Raw genomic sequence first — 3,537 nt, 5'->3', positions numbered from 1 at the left:
ACATACACCCCGCCAGCAACCGTATATATTGCACTCTTTACCGTTGCTCCAACTGACGCTGGTGGTGGAACAGAAGTCAGCGGGGGTGGCTATGCAAGGGTTGCTGTTGCTAATAACTCAACCAACTTTCCACCAGCCACCAATGGGCAAAAATCAAATGGAACAGCAATTATATTTCCAACAGCAACTGCTGATTGGGGGACGATTGTCGCTGTTGGAATTTACGACGCCGCAACAAATGGCAACCTTTTATTCTGGGCTAACTTGACAACAGCAAGGACGGTTCAAAGTGGAGATACTGCACAATTTGCTGTTGGGGCATTAACTTTTACGGAGGATTAAAAAGGAGTAATGTATGGCTTTCTTACAAGTTGCTAATAGGGCAGTAAGTAAATTAACAACAGACATCTCGGCAACCGATACTTCTCTTACAATTACAACAGGTGATGGTGATTTGTTCCCAGCGGGGAATTTCGTCGTCACGATAGATGATGAAAGAATTTTAGTCGGTTCAAGAAGTGGCGATACTTTTTCATCTTTAGCAAGAGGCTATGATGGAACGACTGCGGCTTCACATACTTCTGGAACTCGTGTAGAATTAAGAATTATTGCAAGGCATATACAAGAACTTCAAAACTTTTGTAATACGGCTGGGCAACCTAATGGGCTTGCAACATTAGACGCTAATGGAAAAGTGGTTCAAAATCCAGCAAATGCGACTTCAAATCCGACAGCAAACGCAATCGTAATGTCTGGGAGCAATGGCACAATAGCAGATGGTTGGATATCAAACTCTTTTGAAAAAGTGGCAAACAAGGGAGTGGCGAATGGATACGCTTCTTTGGACGCAAATGGGAAAGTCGTCCAAGACCCAGCAAGCCTTACAAATATTGTTTTCTGTAATCATTACTCTGACCCAGCAGACGCTATTGCCGATATCGGAACAAACAATGCAACGCTTATAGTATCAAGCCCTCAAACCTGTAATAAGAACTTTACCGTTCCACAAAATATCAAAGTTAAGTTTGAACGAGGGGGACAATGGATAATAAATTCTGGCGTCACCATAACTTTTAACGGACAAATTGAAGCAGGAGCGTGGCAAATATTTGCAGGCAGTGGAACAATAACAGGTTTTGCAAATGTTGAGGAAGGTTATCCAGAGTGGTGGGGTGCAGTAGGAGATGATACACACGACGATACGATACCAATTCAACAGGCGATAGATAGCGGACTTGGGAAAGTTGTTTTTACAAAAAGTGTATATAAAACTACAAACTCAATAAATATAGGTTCTCCACATGGAGTTTGCTCTTTAATTGGAAAGCCTTTGCAAGTTAAAATTCACAATACCGATAATTCAAAAGATATTATTGCAATAGGCTCGTCTGTAATGTATATCACGATAGAGAATCTTGTCTTATATCACGATTCAGTAGGCACGGGAAATGGCATATCTATTACAGGCTCAAATGGAAATAGTTTTCATAACACATTCAGACATCTATATATTCAGTCTTGCAATAATGCTTTTTACTCTACGAATGGTTTTATGAACGCATTGGAGAATGTGCAGTGCAATCAATCAAATGTTGGGTTTTATATAAAAGGCGGGACGACTTGGAATTTGGTAGATTGTTACGCCGCCAATATAACAAGTGCTGGATTTAACCTACAAATAGGGTACTCTACCTTGATAAATTGTGCTGTTGATAATGGGAATGGTGCAAATCCATATGTTTTTAATACTTGTCAAGGTATCTCTATGGTCGGCTGTGGTGCAGAACAAAATACGGGTATTCCCGGCTACACAGGACTTATTGATTGCAATAACTCACAGGTTAGTATCTTTGGGTTCGTATCGTATAATAACTCTGGCGGTTCTGGTTCTGCTGTAATAAAAGGGATAAATGGGTCTACAATCCGAATTTCTGCTTTTTATGAATTAAGTTGTTCTACACTCAATAAGTATTACATAGATAGTGGTGCTTCTCTTATAATATTAGACGCCTCTTTTTCAAACGCTTCTGGCGTAGAAGGTTCAGGAAAGGTTATTGATATGACTACGGGGAACATAATACTATACGGCGGAGCGACGGTCTATACTCCGACTTCTGCACCAAGTTCTCCATCTGCTGGAACGGTGTATTATGACTCGTCGGCAAAGAAACTAAAAGTTTATAACGGAAGCAGTTGGGAAGTTATCTCGAGTTCGTAATGGAGAGTTAATATGCCAGCACCTAAAGACCCAACTAAATATCAAGAATGGAAAAATAAAGTTAGCAAGAGTAAAAAGGGAATACCCAACCCTAAAATAAGTAAAATTCTTAAAGAAAAAGGCATTAAGCCTCCATCACGTAAAGGCACTCGTTTGACAGAAGAGCAAAAAGAAGAACTAAGGGCAAAAATGTTAGGTAAAAAAAGACCTAACATCAGCAAAGCATTAAAAGAGAAAGGCATAAAACCTCCTTTGCATAAAGGAGAAAATAATTGGAGATGGAAAGGCGGAATTACACCAGAAAACTTGCAAATTAGGCATAGTTTAGAAATGAGATTGTGGCGTAAGGCAGTTTTTGAACGAGATAATTTTACTTGTCAGAAATGTGGGCAAAAAGGTGGAGATTTGGAGGCTCACCATATAAATAACTTTGCAGACTTCCCAGAACTACGATTTGCAATAGATAATGGGATAACATTATGTAAATATTGCCATAAAGAATTTCACAAAAAGTATGGATTTACAAACAATACGAAGGAACAATTAGAAGAGTTCCTTGAAACGATATCAAGTTCATAGGTGATATGAATGTTTGATACAGCACCTTTTGACACAATAAAATACGATACACCTCGTGGGGTAATCCAACTCCTTCAATCATACATCAATAGTTCCTCTACAATCTCCGCACTAATTAGTTTTATAAAGAGTTTAAGTTCCACTATCAATAGTGCAACACAAATATCTCCGTTGCTTGGTATACGAAAAAGTTTAATAGCAATCGTTCAATCGTCAACATCTTTTATATCAGATTTAGTTATTGCGGGCAAACAATTCTTAAATGCTGTTATTTCAACAAGCACAACTTTTATAAGCAACCTAACAAAACAATATACTCTTTCATCTGTTTTAAGTGGCAAGACACAAATAACATCTTTTATATCTATCCAAAAGGCTTTGCAATGCTCTATTATAGGGCAAACAATCTTTATTGCTGTGCCAACATTTTGGAATAGAGTTAAAAAACTTACTGCTACTTGGAGACAGAAAAATGAGGAGGTGGGAACTTGGAGGAGAATAAAATAGATGAGGCTAAAAAGATTTTAGAGCAAGAAAAGGCTGAAAGAGTGAGTAAGTGCATACAAGAAATAAACGAGGCTTTGGAAAAGTATAACTGCTATCTTGATGTGTCCGCCACTCTCTCAACGCCAACACCTAATAATCCGACAGGTATTAAGTTTACAATAAATGTCTTACCGAAGGAGGTGTGAAGTGCTTAAATACTATGTCTTTTTCTTAACAATACTTGTTGTTATTCT

5 protein-coding genes are annotated in these 3,537 nt (G+C 38.3%); all 5 read left to right on the top strand.

Going from position 1 to position 3,537, the window contains the following annotated elements; translation table 11 throughout:
- A partial coding sequence (locus JHC30_05885) for a hypothetical protein (protein ID MCI4463680.1) occupies nt 1-342 on the top strand: 342 nt, incomplete at its 5' end.
- Between the two features lie 13 nt (nt 343-355).
- A complete protein-coding gene (locus JHC30_05880; protein ID MCI4463679.1) occupies nt 356-2,218 on the top strand; it encodes a hypothetical protein in 1,863 nt (620 codons plus the stop codon).
- 12 nt (nt 2,219-2,230) lie between these two features.
- Complete coding sequence (locus tag JHC30_05875) at nt 2,231-2,797, top strand: HNH endonuclease (protein ID MCI4463678.1); 567 nt, start codon at nt 2,231-2,233, stop codon at nt 2,795-2,797.
- Nucleotides 2,798-2,806: 9 nt separating this feature from the next.
- Nucleotides 2,807-3,304 (top strand): hypothetical protein, encoded by a 498-nt coding sequence (locus tag JHC30_05870; GenBank protein ID MCI4463677.1) that lies wholly within the window; start codon nt 2,807-2,809, stop codon nt 3,302-3,304.
- A complete protein-coding gene (locus JHC30_05865; protein ID MCI4463676.1) occupies nt 3,286-3,489 on the top strand; it encodes a hypothetical protein in 204 nt (67 codons plus the stop codon). The genes JHC30_05870 and JHC30_05865 overlap by 19 nt, the downstream gene beginning before the upstream one ends.
- Nucleotides 3,490-3,537 lie beyond the last annotated feature (48 nt).

The organism is Caldisericum sp. (assembly GCA_022759145.1).
Lineage (GTDB): Bacteria > Caldisericota > Caldisericia > Caldisericales > Caldisericaceae > Caldisericum.
The sequence above is the reverse complement of the archived record's forward strand: the minus strand, read 5'-3'. Positions and strand labels throughout refer to the sequence as shown.